General features: G+C 59.8%; 11 protein-coding genes. All 11 read left to right on the plus strand.

Going from position 1 to position 15,863, the window contains the following annotated elements; genetic code table 11:
- The first annotated feature begins 62 nt into the window (after positions 1 to 62).
- The 11 genes from KGB06_RS23360 (at position 63) to hemE (ending at position 15,844) form a co-directional block, all read left to right on the plus strand.
- Entirely contained in the window at positions 63 to 1,127 is a 1,065-nt protein-coding gene (locus KGB06_RS23360) for a pilus assembly protein PilM (RefSeq protein WP_223519948.1), read from the plus strand.
- Entirely contained in the window at positions 1,127 to 1,693 is a 567-nt protein-coding gene (locus tag KGB06_RS23365; protein ID WP_223519950.1) for a PilN domain-containing protein, read from the plus strand. Before KGB06_RS23360 ends, KGB06_RS23365 begins: the two co-directional genes overlap by 1 nt.
- Complete coding sequence (gene pilO, locus KGB06_RS23370; RefSeq protein WP_223519952.1) at positions 1,690 to 2,310, plus strand: type 4a pilus biogenesis protein PilO; 621 nt, start codon at positions 1,690 to 1,692, stop codon at positions 2,308 to 2,310. Before KGB06_RS23365 ends, pilO begins: the two co-directional genes overlap by 4 nt.
- Complete coding sequence (locus KGB06_RS23375; protein WP_223519954.1) at positions 2,310 to 2,837, plus strand: pilus assembly protein PilP; 528 nt, start codon at positions 2,310 to 2,312, stop codon at positions 2,835 to 2,837. Before pilO ends, KGB06_RS23375 begins: the two co-directional genes overlap by 1 nt.
- A 13-nt stretch (positions 2,838 to 2,850) precedes the next feature.
- Complete coding sequence (pilQ, locus tag KGB06_RS23380) at positions 2,851 to 4,929, plus strand: type IV pilus secretin PilQ (RefSeq protein WP_223519956.1); 2,079 nt, start codon at positions 2,851 to 2,853, stop codon at positions 4,927 to 4,929.
- Positions 4,930 to 4,933: 4 nt separating this feature from the next.
- Positions 4,934 to 5,452, plus strand: a complete 519-nt coding sequence (gene aroK / locus KGB06_RS23385) for a shikimate kinase AroK (protein ID WP_223519958.1) — start codon at positions 4,934 to 4,936, stop codon at positions 5,450 to 5,452.
- A gap of 149 nt (positions 5,453 to 5,601) precedes the next feature.
- Complete coding sequence (aroB, locus tag KGB06_RS23390) at positions 5,602 to 6,702, plus strand: 3-dehydroquinate synthase (protein WP_223519960.1); 1,101 nt, start codon at positions 5,602 to 5,604, stop codon at positions 6,700 to 6,702.
- Between the two features lie 10 nt (positions 6,703 to 6,712).
- Positions 6,713 to 8,305 (plus strand): AAA family ATPase, encoded by a 1,593-nt coding sequence (locus KGB06_RS23395; protein ID WP_223519961.1) that lies wholly within the window; start codon positions 6,713 to 6,715, stop codon positions 8,303 to 8,305.
- A 351-nt stretch (positions 8,306 to 8,656) separates the two neighbouring features.
- Positions 8,657 to 13,102 (plus strand): glutamate synthase large subunit, encoded by a 4,446-nt coding sequence (gene gltB, locus KGB06_RS23400; RefSeq protein ID WP_223519963.1) that lies wholly within the window; start codon positions 8,657 to 8,659, stop codon positions 13,100 to 13,102.
- 33 nt (positions 13,103 to 13,135) lie between these two features.
- Positions 13,136 to 14,554: an FAD-dependent oxidoreductase gene (locus KGB06_RS23405; RefSeq protein ID WP_223519965.1), complete on the plus strand. Its 1,419-nt coding sequence runs from the start codon at positions 13,136 to 13,138 to the stop codon at positions 14,552 to 14,554.
- A gap of 222 nt (positions 14,555 to 14,776) precedes the next feature.
- On the plus strand, positions 14,777 to 15,844 hold the full coding sequence (gene hemE, locus KGB06_RS23410; protein WP_223519967.1) for a uroporphyrinogen decarboxylase: 1,068 nt from the start codon (positions 14,777 to 14,779) through the stop codon (positions 15,842 to 15,844).
- Positions 15,845 to 15,863 lie beyond the last annotated feature (19 nt).

Here is a 15,863-nt window from a genome sequence, read left to right on the forward strand (position 1 = left end):
GTGAATGAACGCAATGGATATTACAGAGTCCGTAAGACACGGAAAGTCATAGGGAATTGGTAGTGCTAGGACTCTTCAATAAAAAAGCCAACATGCTGTTGGGGATCGACATCAGCTCGACGTCGGTAAAGCTTCTGGAACTGAGCCGCCAGGGCGGCCGCTATCGGGTCGAGGCATACGCTGTAGAGCCGTTGCCCGCTAATGCCGTGGTCGAAAAAAACATCGCCGAACTCGAAGGTGTCGGGCATGCGCTCGCTCGTGTGCTGCTCAAGGCCAGAACCAGCCTCAAGAACGTGGCGGTGGCAGTGGCCGGCTCGGCGGTGATCACCAAGACCATCGAGATGGACGGCGGTCTTTCCGACGACGAGTTGGAAAACCAGCTAAAGATCGAGGCCGATCAGTACATCCCCTATCCGTTGGATGAAGTCGCCATCGACTTCGAAGTCCAGGGCGTGTCCGCGCGTAACCCCGAGCGGGTGACGGTACTGCTGGCCGCCTGTCGGAAGGAAAACGTCGAGGTCCGTGAAGCGGCCTTGGGGCTGGCCGGCCTGACCGCGCGTGTGGTTGATGTCGAGGCCTATGCACTGGAACGTTCTTTCGGGTTGCTATCAACACAGCTGAACGCCTCTCAGGAGAGGCTGACGGTCGCGGTGGTGGATATCGGCGCGACCATGACCACCCTCAGCGTGCTGCACAACGGGAAGATCATCTATACCCGCGAACAATTGTTCGGTGGTCGGCAACTGACCGAGGACATTCAGCGCCGTTATGGCCTGACGGTCGAACAGGCGAGGTTGGCGAAGAAGCAGGGCGGTTTGCCGGATGACTACGTCAGCGAAGTCTTGCAACCGTTTTGCGAGGCGCTGGTGCAACAGGTTTCACGCTCGTTGCAGTTCTTCTTTGCCTCTGGCCAGTACAACAAGGTCGATCACATTCTGTTGGCCGGTGGCACAGCGTCGGTGTCGGGGCTTGATCGATTGATCGAGCAGCACTTGGGCACGCCGACTCAGGTGGCTAACCCGTTCTCCAACATGGCCTTGAGCAGCAAGGTCAACGCCGATGCGCTGGCCAGTGATGCGCCGGCTCTGATGATTGCGTGCGGGCTCGCTCTCAGGAGTTTCGACTGATGGCGCGGATCAATCTTTTACCCTGGCGCGAGGAGCGGCGAGAAGAACGCCGCAAGCGTTTTCTGGTGACGTTGGTCGGCGTGCTGCTGTGCTCCGTGGGGGCGGTGCTGGTTGCGGACCAACTCATTAGCGGTGCCGTTGATCGGCAGGTTGCCCGTAACGATTACATCGCTAGACAGATTGCAGTGGTCGACGAGCGGATAGCACAGATCAGTGATCTGAAAGCCCGTCGCCAGCAGTTGGTCGAACGCATGCGCATTATTCAGGACCTGCAAGGCAACCGGCCGATCAGTGGCCGGATCTTCGATCAATTGGCGCGCGCGTTGCCGGATGGTGTGTATTTCACCGAAGTGAAAATGGTCGGCAAAACCCTGTCCATCACTGGCGCTGCGGAGTCCAACAATCGTGTGTCGGATTTGATGCGCAATCTGGATGCGTCCGACTGGTTCGATGCCCCGAGTCTTACAGAGGTCAAAGCGACGACCGCCGGTCAGCTGGATCAGGCCAATGTTTTTCAACTGACCGTTCGTCTGACGCAGCCCACTGCCGTGGGGGACGATCAATGAGCCCGTCCCGATGGTTAGAAGGGCTGCGCAATGTCGATATCAACGATCTGGACACCAGCAACATGGGTTCCTGGCCGCCGGCGATCAAGGTGATGGCAGGTGTTCTGCTGATGGTGCTGGTGTTGGCGCTCGGGTACGCCTTTCACCTCGGTGACCTGGAAGACCAGCTCCATCTCAAGCGCGAGGAAGAGTCGACCCTCAAGGAGCAGTTCGCGACCAAAGCCCGCATGGCGGCGAATCTGGAGCTGTACACCCGGCAAATGAAGGAAATGGAGGTCTCCTTTGGCGTGCTGCTACGGCAGTTGCCCAGCGACACCGAGGTCCCCGGTCTGCTGGAGGACATTACCCGCACGGGCCTTGGCAGCGGGCTGGAGTTCGAAGAGATCAAACTGCTGCCGGAAGTCGCCCAGCCGTTCTACATCGAACTGCCGATCCAGATCACGGTAACCGGCGCCTACCACGACCTGGCGACCTTCGTCAGCGGCGTGGCCGGGCTGCCCCGGATCGTGACGCTGCATGATTTCAAGCTTGCGCCGGCCAATCCTGAAGGAGGTCCGAAGTTGCGCATGAGCATCCTCGCCAAGACCTACCGCTACAACGACACCGGGGTGCAGTAATGAGCCCGGTCCGTTATTTATCGATGGTGTTGTTGTTCGCCAGTCTGACCGCGTGTGGCAGTGGCAACGATGTCGGCGACCTGGATGCCTATACGAACGAAATGCGTCTGCGGGCCCCGGGCAAAATTGAACCAACGCCGACGTTTCGGTCTTACCCAACGTTCACCTACAGCGCCGCCAACCTGCGAAGCCCGTTTTCCCGACAGGTCAGAGTGGACCTGGCCGGCCAGAAACGCGGTTCACACAACGTCAACCCTGACCACAATCGGATCAAGCAATACCTCGAAGGATTCAACATCGAGCAGTTTGAAATGGTCGGCACGATCTCCAATGCCACCGGCTCCTTTGCGCTGTTACGCGGAGCGGGCGGGGTGCATCGGCTGAAAGTCGGCGATTACCTGGGGCGTAACGATGGACGGATCGTCGCCATCAGCGGTTCACAAGTCGATGTAGTCGAAATCGTTCCCGATGGCGAGGGTGCCTGGCTGGAGCGACCACGGACCCTTCCTTTGAAAGAGCACTCATAGTGGAACTCGAATAATGAACAGGACTTTCTCAACCCTCGGTATTTCGCTATGGATAGCGTTGATGTCTCCGATGGTGCTGGCGACCAACCTCAAAGCGCTGGATGTTGCCGCGCTGCCGGGTGATCGCATCGAGTTGAAGTTGTCTTTCGATGGGCCGCCCCCTGCGCCCCACGGTTACACGACCGAACAGCCGGCGCGGATTGCGCTGGACCTGCCCGGCGTGGTCAGTCAGTTGGCGAGTAAAAATCGTGACCTGGGCGGCGGTAATGCCCGCAGCGCAACGGTGGTGGAAGCCAAGGACCGCACGCGGCTCATTATTAACCTGACGCAGTTGACTCCGTATAGCGCAAAAGTCGAAGGCAACAATTTGTTGGTGGTGATCGGGCAGGGGGTCAATGGCAAGGCATTGAAACCGGCGGCGAGCGAGCCTCGTGCCGAGCTGAGAACCCCGGCGCCTGCAAAAACCTACCCTGTTGTGAGTAAGGCCATTCGCGGCGTCGACTTCCAGCGCGGCACCCAGGGTGAAGGCAATGTGGTCATCGATTTATCGGATCCGTCCATTGCCCCGGACATCCAGGAACACGAAGGCAAGATCATTCTCGGATTCGCCAGGACCCAATTGCCCGAAAAGTTGCGCGTGCGACTGGACGTCAAGGATTTCGCCACCCCGGTGCAATTCGTCAACGCCAGCGCCACGGGCGACAGGGCCACGATCAGTATCGAGCCCGGCGGCACTTTCGACTATTCGACCTACCAGACCGACAACAAGCTGACCGTCAGCATCCGGCCGATGACCCCCGACGATCTGCAAAAGCGCAACGCAGAGCGCTTCGCCTACACCGGCGAAAAACTCTCGCTGAACTTTCAGGACATCGATGTACGTTCGGTGCTGCAACTGATTGCCGATTTCACCAACCTCAATCTGGTGGCTAGCGACACGGTGCAGGGCGGCATCACTTTGCGGCTGCAAAACGTGCCGTGGGATCAGGCGCTCGATCTGGTTCTGAAAACCAAAGGGCTGGACAAGCGCAAGATCGGCAACGTTCTGTTGGTGGCGCCGGCCGATGAAATCGCTGCCCGGGAACGTCAGGAGCTGGAATCGCAGAAGCAGATCGCCGAGCTCGCGCCGTTGCGACGAGAGCTATTGCAGGTCAACTACGCCAAGGCTGCCGACATCGCCAAGCTGTTTCAGTCGGTGACCAGCGCCGAGGCTAAAGCCGACGAGCGTGGGTCGATCACCGTGGATGAACGGACCAACAACATCATTGCCTACCAGACCCAGGACAACCTCGATGAACTTCGCCGCATTGTCACGCAACTGGACATTCCGGTGCGTCAGGTGATGATCGAAGCGCGAATCGTCGAAGCCAACGTCGACTACGACAAAAGCCTCGGCGTGCGCTGGGGTGGTTCAGTGCAGAACAAGGGCAACTGGAATACGTCCGGGGTCAACAATGGATCGACGACTATTGGTACACCGGGCAGTGGCGACACCAACTCGCCGTTTGTCGACCTGGGGGCGGCGGGCAGTACGTCGGGAATCGGCATTGCCTATATCACCGACAACGTGTTGCTGGACCTTGAGCTGACGGCGATGGAGAAAACCGGCAACGGTGAAATCGTCTCGCAGCCCAAGGTGGTCACGTCCGACAAGGAAACCGCCAAGATCCTCAAGGGCACGGAGATTCCCTACCAGGAAGCCAGCTCCAGTGGCGCGACCTCGGTGTCATTCAAAGAGGCCGCGCTGTCGCTGGAAGTCACGCCGCAGATCACGCCGGATAACCGGATCATCATGGAGGTCAAGGTCACCAAGGACGAGCCGGACTTTCTGAACAAGGTGCAGGATGTGCCGCCGATCAAGAAAAACGAGGTCAATGCCAAAGTCCTGGTCAATGACGGCGAGACCATCGTCATTGGCGGAGTTTTCTCAAATACTCAGAGCAAGGTTGTAGATAAGGTGCCATTTCTCGGCGATGTGCCGTATCTTGGCCGCCTTTTCCGGCGTGACGTGGTTTCGGAGAAAAAATCCGAGCTGCTGGTGTTTCTCACTCCGCGTATCATGAACAATCAGGCGATTGCTGTGAGTCATTGATTCTGTGCGAAATTTGATTCTTGTTGGACCGATGGGCGCTGGTAAAAGCACCATCGGCCGGTTGCTGGCCAAAGAGCTGCGCCTGCCGTTCAAAGATTCCGATAAGGAAATTGAATTGCGCACGGGCGCCAATATCCCGTGGATTTTCGATAAAGAAGGCGAACCGGGCTTTCGTGACCGCGAGGAGGCGATGATTGCCGAGCTGTGCGGCTGCGATGGCGTGGTGCTGGCGACTGGTGGTGGCGCGGTGATGCGCGAAGCCAATCGTCGGGCGTTGCATGCCGGTGGTCGGGTGGTCTACTTGCATGCTTCTGTCGAGCAGCAAGTGGGTCGTACTGCCCGTGACCGCAATCGACCCCTGTTGCGTACCGCCGATCCGGCCAAGACCCTTCGGGATCTGCTGGCGATCCGCGATCCGCTTTATCGGGAAATCGCCGACCTGGTGGTTGAAACCGATGAGCGGCCGCCGCGAATGGTAGTGCTCGACATTCTCGAACGCTTGCAACAGCTACCGCCCCGTTAATGCGCAGCGCGAAATGCGCTATCCTCGGCATCCTGTCATGACCGCTCGGTTGTGGCGGATGGCTACCGAACAGCATTACACCAGCAGGCACCGTGGACATTCGATAACTCAAGGCAGGACGCCTGATTTCATCTTCATTGCGGGGACACATGCAGACACTCAAGGTCGATCTAGGCGAGCGCAGCTACCCGATTCACATTGGCAAAGGTTTGTTGGATCAGCCTGAGCTGCTGGCCCCGCATATTCGCGGACGGCAAGTAGCGATCATCTCCAACGAGACCGTTGCACCGCTCTACCTCGAGCGTCTGACCCGCAGCCTGGCGCAGTTCTCGGTGATTTCCGTGGTGCTGCCCGATGGCGAAGCCTTCAAGACCTGGGAAACCCTGCAACTGATTTTCGACGGCCTGCTGACCGCACGGCACGACCGCCGTACCACCGTGATCGCCCTTGGTGGCGGTGTGATTGGTGACATGGCCGGGTTTGCTGCCGCCTGCTACCAGCGCGGCGTTGATTTCATTCAAGTGCCGACCACGTTGCTGTCGCAAGTCGACTCTTCGGTGGGCGGCAAGACCGGCATCAACCATCCGCTGGGCAAGAACATGGTCGGTGCGTTCTATCAGCCGAACGTGGTGCTCATCGATACCGCGACCCTCAATACCTTGCCGGCCCGCGAACTGTCCGCCGGGCTTGCGGAGGTCATCAAGTACGGGCTGATCTGCGACGAGCCGTTCCTGACCTGGCTCGAAGAAAACGTCGATCGCCTGCGAGCCCTGGACCAGGTCGCCCTGACCTACGCCATTGAGCGCTCTTGCGCCGCCAAGGCTGCGGTGGTCGGTGCCGACGAAAAAGAGACCGGCGTTCGTGCCACATTGAACCTCGGTCATACGTTCGGCCACGCCATTGAAACCCACATGGGCTATGGTGTCTGGCTTCATGGTGAGGCCGTCGCTGCTGGCACCGTGATGGCTTTGGAAATGTCGGCCCGACTGGGCTGGATCAGTGAACAAGAGCGTGATCGCGGTATTCGCCTGTTCCAGCGTGCCGGACTGCCGGTCATCCCGCCTGAAGAGATGACCGAAGCCGATTTCCTTGAACACATGGCAATTGACAAGAAAGTGATCGACGGTCGTTTGCGCCTGGTGCTGCTGCGCCACATGGGCGAAGCGGTGGTGACCGACGATTATCCGAAAGAGGTTTTACAGGCCACGCTGGGAGCGGATTACCGCGCCCTGGCTCAGCTTAAAGGTTAATAAGATCCCGATGACTAGTTTGCATGCCGACGAGGCTTTCCTCGGCCATTACCAGTTAAGTCATGACCCTTTTGCTCCACGGGTACCTGGCTTCAAATTTTTCCCGGCCCAGCGCAAACCGGTGCTGGGGCAGCTGCATCACCTGGCGCGCTATAGCCAGTTGCTGCTGGTGGTCACAGGCCCGCAGGGCAGTGGCAAGACCCTGTTGCGTCAGGCTCTGGTGGCCAGCACCAACAAGCAGTCGGTGCAGAGCGTGGTGGTGTCCGCTCGCGGCGCTGGCGATTCGGCTGGCATCTTGCGCCAGGTGGCTCAAGCGCTGAACGTCGAACAGGCCGAGATCGGCGCCATCCTGGCGCAAGTGGTGCAACTGGCGTTGACCGGCCAGGAAGTCTATTTGCTGGTGGATGACGCCGAGCAGCTCGACGAATCCGCGCTCGAAGCCCTGATGGCCCTGGCCGCCGGCGCACCGGAAGGTCGCCCACATGTGTTCCTGTTTGGCGAGTCGTCGCTGATCGCTCAGCTTGAGGCGCTAAGCCTTGAGGAAGAGCGTTTCCACGTGATCGAACTGCAGCCTTACACCGAAGAAGAAACCCGCGAATATCTGGACCAGCGGCTCGAAGGCGCTGGTCGGGGTATCGAACTTTTCACCGCAGATCAGATCTCTGATATTCACGAAAGCTCCGACGGTTGGCCTGGCAACATCAACCAGGTTGCCCGCGATGCAATGATCGAAGCCATGATTGCCAGCCGCTCAGCGGTGAAGCGTCCAAAAATGGGGTTCAACATGCCGAAGAAACACGTATTGGCGATTTCCGCCGTTGTCGTGGTCGCGGTAGCCGCCGCCTGGTTGATTCCGGGTCGCAGCAAAGCACCGACCACCGGCGCACCTGCCAACGAACAGGCACAGCTGCCGCTCGGTCAAGGTTCGCCACAGCCTAATGGCGGTGCACCTTCCGTCGAATTCGCCGGTAACTCGCAGCCAATGCCATTGCCGCTGGTCGGCAACTCGCAACCGGTCATGCGCGGTCCGTTGGCTGAAGCCGCCGGTGGCATCACCGAAGGCGACGATGGCGTGCCGATCGAGGGTTCCAGCGCTACACCGCCTACCGTGACCACCGTCGCGCCGCCAGCGGGCATTCAGCCGGGTCCAGCGCCGACACCGGCCACCAAACCTGTTCCCGCGCCGACGCAGGTCGCAACCGCCAAGCCAGCTCCGACTGCACCTGCCGCGAAGCCGGTTCCAGCGCCAGCCAAGGTTGCCGCCGTGGCTGCCGCCAAGCCTGCCGAGAAGCCAGCCCCCGCAGCCAAGGCCGCTGGCGGCACCTGGTACGCCGGACAACCTACGAGCAATTACGTGGTGCAGATTCTCGGCACCAGCTCCGAAGCGTCTGCGCAAAACTTCGTGAAAGAGCAGGGCGGCGAGTACCGTTATTTCAAGAAAGTCCTCAACGGCAAGCCGTTGTATGTCATCACCTATGGCAACTTCGCCAATCGTGATGCAGCCGTTTCTGCCATCAAGGCCTTGCCAGCGAAGGTTCAGGCTGGTAAACCTTGGCCTCGCACTGTCGCCAGCGTCCAACAGGAACTGGCAACAACTCGCTGAAGATTCGGCGGCCTTACCCAGGCCGCCTCTCCAAGCACCTCAAAATTTCTGCAAGTGCGCGCCGTCTCTACAGACTGCGTGCCTTGTGGTGTCTGCGTTACAGTAGTCTTTGAGTCGTTGCGGTCAAAATTAAAAAAAGTTTTGACTAGCACAGCAGATCGCTTTAAACCTTTCACAAATGCGACATGAATTTGCGACATTTCGTCGTCAAATTTGTGAGCCTCTGTGTCGCTGTGTACAATGACCACCCTTTTGCCCCCGCTAAGCCGGCGTACGTTCGGCGTGGAATGCAAGTGGTTGAATTGAAAAGAAATTTGCCTCGGTAAGAGGCAGCCTGGTGAGAAAGTGTCTATGAAAGCAGGTCTGTACCAACCAGATGAATTCAAGGATAACTGCGGTTTCGGCCTGATAGCCCATATGCAGGGCGAGCCCAGTCATACCCTTTTGCAAACGGCCATTGAGGCCCTGACCTGCATGACCCACCGCGGTGGGATCAACGCCGACGGCAAGACCGGTGACGGTTGTGGCTTGCTGATTCAAAAGCCGGATGTGTTCCTGCGAGCCATCGCCCAGGAAACCTTCGGCGTCGAACTGCCCAAGCAATATGCCGTGGGCATGGTCTTCTTCAACCAGGACCCGGTGAAAGCCGAAGCCGCTCGCGAGAACATGAACCGCGAGATCCTGGCTGCCGGCCTGACCCTCGTCGGCTGGCGCAAAGTGCCGATTGACACCAGCGTCCTCGGCCGTCTGGCCCTCGAGCGCCTGCCGCAGATCGAACAAGTGTTCATCGGTGGTGAAGGCCTGAGCGATCAGGACATGGCCGTCAAGCTGTTCACGTCCCGTCGTCGCTCGTCCGTGGCCAACGCCGCTGATGTCGACCACTACGTCTGCAGCTTTTCGCACAAGACCATCATTTATAAAGGCCTGATGATGCCGGCGGACTTGACCGCCTTCTATCCAGACCTCAGCGATGAGCGCCTGCAAACTTCAATTTGCGTGTTCCACCAGCGCTTCTCCACCAACACCCTGCCGAAATGGCCGCTGGCTCAACCGTTCCGCTTCCTGGCGCACAACGGCGAGATCAACACCATCACCGGTAACCGCAACTGGGCCGTGGCCCGTCGCACCAAGTTCACCAACGATTTGATGGACCTGGAAGAACTCGGTCCGCTGGTCAACCGCGTCGGTTCCGACTCCTCCAGCATGGACAACATGCTCGAACTGATGGTGACCGGTGGCATCGACCTGTTCCGTGGCGTGCGGATGATCATTCCGCCTGCGTGGCAGAACGTCGAAACCATGGACCCGGATCTGCGTGCGTTCTACGAGTACAACTCGATGCACATGGAGCCGTGGGACGGCCCGGCTGGCGTGGTCATGACCGACGGTCGTTACGCGGTGTGCCTGCTCGACCGTAACGGTCTGCGTCCGGCGCGTTGGGTGACCACCAAAAACGGTTTCATCACCCTGGCCTCGGAAATCGGTGTCTGGAACTACCAGCCTGAAGACGTGATCGCCAAGGGGCGCGTTGGCCCGGGCCAGATCTTCGCCGTGGACACCGAAACCGGTCAGATCCTCGACACCGATGCGATCGACAACCGCCTGAAGTCTCGTCATCCATACAAGCAATGGCTGCGCAAGAATGCCCTGCGCATTCAGGCGACCATGGAAGACAACGACCACGGTTCGGCGTTTTACGACGTCGATCAGCTCAAGCAATACATGAAGATGTACCAGGTCACTTTCGAAGAGCGTGATCAGGTGCTGCGTCCGCTCGGCGAGCAGGGCTACGAAGCCGTGGGCTCGATGGGCGACGATACGCCGATGGCCGTGCTGTCCCAGCGCGTGCGCACGCCGTACGACTATTTCCGCCAGCAGTTCGCGCAGGTCACCAACCCGCCGATCGACCCGCTGCGTGAAGCCATCGTCATGTCGCTGGAGATCTGCCTCGGTGCCGAGCGCAACATCTTCCAGGAATCGCCAGAACACGCCTCGCGCGTGATCCTCAGCTCGCCGGTCATCTCCCCGGCCAAGTGGCGTTCGCTGATGAACCTCGATCGTCCGGGTTTCGAGCGCGCGATCATTGATCTGAACTACGACGAAAGCGTCGGCCTCGAGGCGGCGATCCGCAACGTTGCCGATCAGGCTGAAGAAGCCGTGCGCGCCGGTCGTACCCAGGTTGTGCTGAGTGACCGTCACATTGCCCCGGGCAAGTTGCCGATCCACGCTTCGCTCGCCACCGGCGCGGTGCACCACCGCTTGACCGAAAAAGGCCTGCGTTGCGACTCCAACATTCTCGTGGAAACCGCGACTGCGCGGGACCCGCATCACTTCGCCGTGTTGATCGGTTTCGGCGCCTCGGCGGTGTATCCGTTCCTGGCCTACGAAGTGCTGGGCGACCTGATCCGTACCGGTGAAGTGCTGGGCGACCTCTATGAGGTGTTCAAGAACTACCGTAAAGGCATCACCAAAGGCTTGCTGAAGATCCTGTCGAAGATGGGTATTTCGACCATCACGTCGTATCGCGGCGCGCAGTTGTTCGAAGCCATCGGTCTGTCCGAAGAAGTCTGCGAGCTGAGCTTCCGTGGTGTGCCAAGCCGCATCAAGGGCGCGCGTTTCGTCGACATCGAAGCCGAGCAGAAAGCGCTGGCTGCCGAAGCCTGGAGCCCGCGCAAGCCGATCCAGCAAGGCGGCCTGCTGAAGTTCGTCCACGGTGGCGAATATCACGCCTACAACCCGGACGTGGTCAGCACCCTGCAAGCTGCGGTGCAGCAGGGCGACTACAGCAAGTTCAAGGAATACACGTCGCTGGTGGACAACCGTCCGGTGTCGATGATCCGCGACATGTTCAAGGTCAAAACCCTGGATACGCCACTGGACATCAGCGAAATCGAACCGCTGGAATCGGTGCTCAAGCGCTTTGACTCCGCGGGTATCTCGCTGGGCGCCCTGTCGCCGGAAGCTCACGAAGCCCTGGCCGAAGCCATGAACCGCCTCGGCGCGCGTTCCAACTCCGGCGAAGGCGGCGAAGACCCGGCGCGCTACGGCACCATCAAGAGCTCGAAAATCAAGCAGGTTGCGACTGGCCGCTTTGGTGTAACTCCGGAATACCTGGTCAACGCAGAAGTACTGCAGATCAAAGTCGCTCAGGGCGCCAAGCCAGGCGAAGGTGGTCAGCTGCCAGGCGGCAAGGTCAACGGTCTGATCGCCAAGCTGCGTTACGCAGTGCCGGGCGTGACCCTGATTTCGCCACCTCCGCACCACGACATCTACTCGATTGAAGACTTGTCGCAGCTGATTTTCGACCTGAAACAAGTCAACCCGAAGGCGCTGGTTTCGGTGAAGCTGGTTGCAGAAGCGGGCGTCGGCACCATCGCCGCCGGTGTGGCCAAGGCCTATGCGGACTTGATCACTATCTCCGGCTACGACGGCGGCACCGGCGCATCGCCGCTGACCTCGATCAAATACGCCGGCGCTCCCTGGGAACTCGGCCTGGCTGAAACCCACCAGACCCTGCGTGGCAACGACCTGCGCGGCAAAGTCCGGGTGCAGACCGACGGCGGCCTGAAAACCGGCCTCGACGTGATCAAGGCGGCCATTCTCGGCGCTGAAAGCTTCGGCTTCGGCACCGCGCCAATGATCGCTCTGGGCTGCAAATACCTGCGTATCTGCCACCTGAACAACTGCGCCACCGGCGTTGCGACTCAGAACGAGAAGCTGCGCAAGGATCACTACATCGGCACCGTCGACATGGTTGTGAATTTCTTCACCTACGTCGCTGAAGAAACCCGTGAGTGGCTGGCCAAGCTGGGCGTGCGCTCCCTCGAAGAGCTGATCGGTCGTACCGATCTGCTGGAAGTCCTCGAAGGCCAGACCGCCAAGCAGCAACACCTGGACCTGACCCCGTTGCTCGGCAGCGATCACATCCCGGCAGACAAGCCTCAGTTCTGCCAGGTGGACCGCAACCCGCCGTTCGACAAAGGCCTGCTGGCCGAGAAAATGGTCGACTTGGCCACTTCGGCCATCAACGACATGAGCGGCGCTGACTTCGCCCTGGACATCTGCAACTGCGACCGTTCCATTGGCGCACGGATCTCCGGTGAAATCGCTCGCAAGCACGGCAATCAAGGCATGGCGAACGCACCGATCACCTTCCGCTTCAAAGGGACGGCCGGTCAGAGCTTCGGTGTGTGGAACGCCGGCGGCCTGAACATGTACCTGGAAGGCGACGCCAACGACTACGTTGGCAAAGGCATGACCGGCGGCAAGCTGGTCATCGTTCCGCCGAAGGGCAGTGTCTACAAGACTCAGGACAGTGCCATCATCGGCAACACCTGCCTGTACGGCGCCACGGGCGGCAAGCTGTTCGCCGCCGGTACCGCGGGCGAGCGTTTTGCCGTGCGTAACTCCGGTGCTCACACGGTTGTGGAAGGCACTGGCGATCACTGCTGCGAGTACATGACCGGTGGTTTCGTCTGCGTCCTGGGCAAGACCGGTTACAACTTCGGCTCAGGCATGACCGGCGGTTTCGCCTACGTGCTCGACCAGGACAACTCCTTCGTTGACCGGGTCAACCACGAACTGGTGGAAATCCAGCGGATCAGCGGTGAAGCGATGGAAGCCTATCGCAGCCACCTGCAACGCGTGCTGAACGAATACGTCGAGGAAACCGACAGCGAATGGGGTCGTAACCTCGCTGAAAACCTCGACGACTACCTGCGTCGTTTCTGGCTGGTCAAGCCCAAGGCTGCCAACCTGAAATCGTTGCTTTCCAGCACCCGTGCCAACCCGCAGTGATATGCGCCTGAAGAGTTTGATGAGGTTTTAACAATGGCTGAACGTCTGAATAACGACTTCCAGTTCATCGATGTCGGGCGCAAAGATCCGAAGAAGAAACTGTTGCGTCAACGCAAGAAAGAGTTCGTGGAAATCTACGAACCCTTCAAACCCCAGCATTCGGCCGATCAGGCCCACCGCTGCCTGGGTTGCGGTAACCCGTATTGCGAATGGAAGTGCCCGGTGCACAACTTCATTCCCAACTGGCTGAAACTGGTGGCCGAGGGCAACATCCTCCAGGCCGCCGAGCTGTCGCACCAGACCAACACCCTGCCGGAAGTCTGCGGCCGGGTGTGCCCGCAGGACCGTCTGTGCGAGGGTGCTTGCACCCTCAACGATGGCTTCGGCGCGGTGACCATCGGTTCGGTCGAGAAGTACATCACCGACACCGCGTTCGCCATGGGCTGGCGCCCGGACATGTCCAAGGTCAAGCCGACCGGCAAACGTGTCGCGATCATCGGCGCCGGCCCGGCCGGTCTGGGCTGTGCCGACGTGCTGGTACGTGGCGGCGTAACCCCGGTGGTGTTCGACAAGAACCCGGAAATCGGTGGTTTGCTGACCTTCGGCATCCCCGAGTTCAAGCTGGAAAAGACTGTGCTGAGCAATCGTCGCGAAGTCTTCACCGGCATGGGCATCGAGTTCCGCCTGAACACCGAAGTGGGCAAGGACGTGACCGTCGAGCAACTGCTCGAAGAATACGATGCGGTGTTCATGGGCATGGGCACCTACACCTACATGAAGGGCGGCTTTGCCGGTGAGGACCTGCCGGGCGTGCATGACGCGCTCGACTTCCTGATCGCCAACGTCAACCGCAACCTGGGCTTTGAAAAGTCGCCGGAAGATTTCGTCGACATGAAAGGCAAGAAGGTCGTGGTGCTGGGCGGTGGCGACACGGCTATGGACTGCAACCGCACTTCTATCCGTCAGGGCGCCAAGTCGGTGACCTGTGCGTACCGTCGTGACGAAGCGAACATGCCGGGCTCGCGCAAAGAAGTGAAGAATGCCAAGGAAGAAGGGGTGAAATTCCTCTACAACCGCCAGCCAATCGCTATCGTCGGTGAAGACCGCGTCGAAGGCGTGAAAGTGGTCGAGACCCGTCTCGGCGCACCGGACGCCCGTGGCCGTCGCAGCCCTGAGCCGATCCCGGGCTCCGAAGAGATCATCCCGGCCGACGCCGTGGTTATCGCGTTCGGTTTCCGCCCAAGCCCGGCGCCATGGTTCGAGCAGTTCGACATCCAGACCGACAGCCAGGGCCGCGTCGTGGCCCCGGAGCAAGGTAAATACAAGCACCAGACCAGCAACCCGAAAATCTTCGCCGGTGGCGACATGGTTCGCGGTTCTGACCTGGTGGTGACGGCGATCTTCGAAGGCCGCAATGCGGCTGAAGGGATCCTGGATTACCTGGGCGTCTGATCAGCGCGTGACCCTGTAGGAGCCGACTTGCTGGCGATGAACGATAACGCGGTTTTCCTGATAGACCGCGTCGTCTGAATCGCCAGCAAGCCGGCTCCTACAGAAGGTTGAGTGGCCTGTCACCCGCGACAAATTGACCCGATAGACAAAAGGCTTGGCTCTATCCGTGCCTTTTGCGTCGCGCTCTGAGAAAATACCCGCACTTTTTTTCCGGATGCCGACATGACTGCCCTGAAGAACGACCGTTTCCTTCGCGCCCTGCTCAAGCAACCCGTAGACGTCACCCCTGTGTGGATGATGCGTCAGGCCGGTCGCTACCTGCCTGAATACCGCGCCAGCCGTGCCAAGGCCGGCGACTTCATGAGCCTGTGCATGAACCCGGCGTTCGCTTGCGAAGTCACCATGCAACCGCTCGACCGTTATCCACAACTGGACGCGGCGATCCTGTTCTCCGACATCCTGACCATCCCGGATGCCATGGGCCAAGGCCTGTACTTCGAAACCGGTGAAGGTCCGCGCTTCAAAAAAGTCATCAGCACGATGGCCGACATCGAAGCCCTGCCGATTCCTGATCCACATAAAGACCTCGGCTACGTCATGGACGCGGTCAGCACCATCCGCCGCGAACTGAACGGTCGCGTACCGCTGATCGGCTTTGCCGGTAGCCCATGGACCCTGGCCACCTACATGGTCGAAGGCGGCTCGTCGAAAGACTACCGCAAGACCAAAACCATGCTCTACGACAACCCGCAAGCCTTGCACCTGCTGCTGGACAAGCTCGCGCAGACGGTCACCAGCTACCTCAATGGCCAGATCATGGCCGGTGCGCAAGCGGTGCAGATCTTCGACAGCTGGGGCGGCAGCCTCTCGGCGGCGGCGTACCAGGAATTCTCCCTGGCTTACATGCGCAAAATCGTCAGCGGCCTGATCCGCGAACACGAAGGCCGCAAAGTGCCGGTCATCCTGTTCACCAAAAACGGCGGCCTGTGGCTGGAAAGCATCGCCGACGCCGGCGCTGATGCACTGGGCCTGGACTGGACCTGCGACATCGGCAGCGCCCGTGATCGCGTCGGCAGCAAAGTCGCCCTGCAAGGCAACATGGACCCGACGGTGCTGTACGCCAAGCCGGAAGCCATTCGCACCGAAGTCGGCCGCATCCTCGCCAGCTACGGCAAGGGCAGCGGCCACGTGTTCAACCTGGGTCATGGCATTACGCCGGATGTTGATCCGGAACATGCGGGTGCGTTCCTGAGCGCGGTGCATGAACTGTCGGCGCAGTATCACGAGTAATCGTCGCCCAGTAAAAAAC

It is taken from the genome of Pseudomonas sp. GL-B-19, assembly GCF_019956415.1.
In the GTDB taxonomy this organism is placed as follows: Bacteria; Pseudomonadota; Gammaproteobacteria; order Pseudomonadales; family Pseudomonadaceae; genus Aquipseudomonas.